Origin of the sequence: Paraburkholderia sp. SIMBA_027, from assembly GCF_046535315.1 — a bacterium.
Lineage (GTDB): Bacteria > Pseudomonadota > Gammaproteobacteria > Burkholderiales > Burkholderiaceae > Paraburkholderia > Paraburkholderia tropica.
In genome coordinates, this window is the sequence record NZ_JAWRWY010001664.1 from 1 (window position 1) to 233 (window position 233).

General features: G+C 60.5%; 1 pseudogene. It reads right to left on the bottom strand.

Annotated features, from left to right (window positions below):
- Window positions 1–233: pseudogene (locus SB764_RS44830) on the bottom strand (hypothetical protein); the annotation flags it as partial.

Below are 233 nucleotides of genomic sequence, written 5' to 3' on the forward strand. Positions count from 1 at the left end.
TGCTGACAATCGTCGGCGAGTTGTTCAGGATTGCGCCGTTTTTCTGGACATCGAACTGTCCGTACGTATTCAGCGAAACGCCAGCCCCGGACGGTCTTGAAATGTTGACCTGCGGGATGCCATTTTGTGTCTGGATCACGGACGGCGCATTGGCACCGCCCGCCACGATCTGCGCATGAACCGACATGGCGCCGCCCAGCACGAACACGCCGAAGGCGGCGTGACGCAGCGTG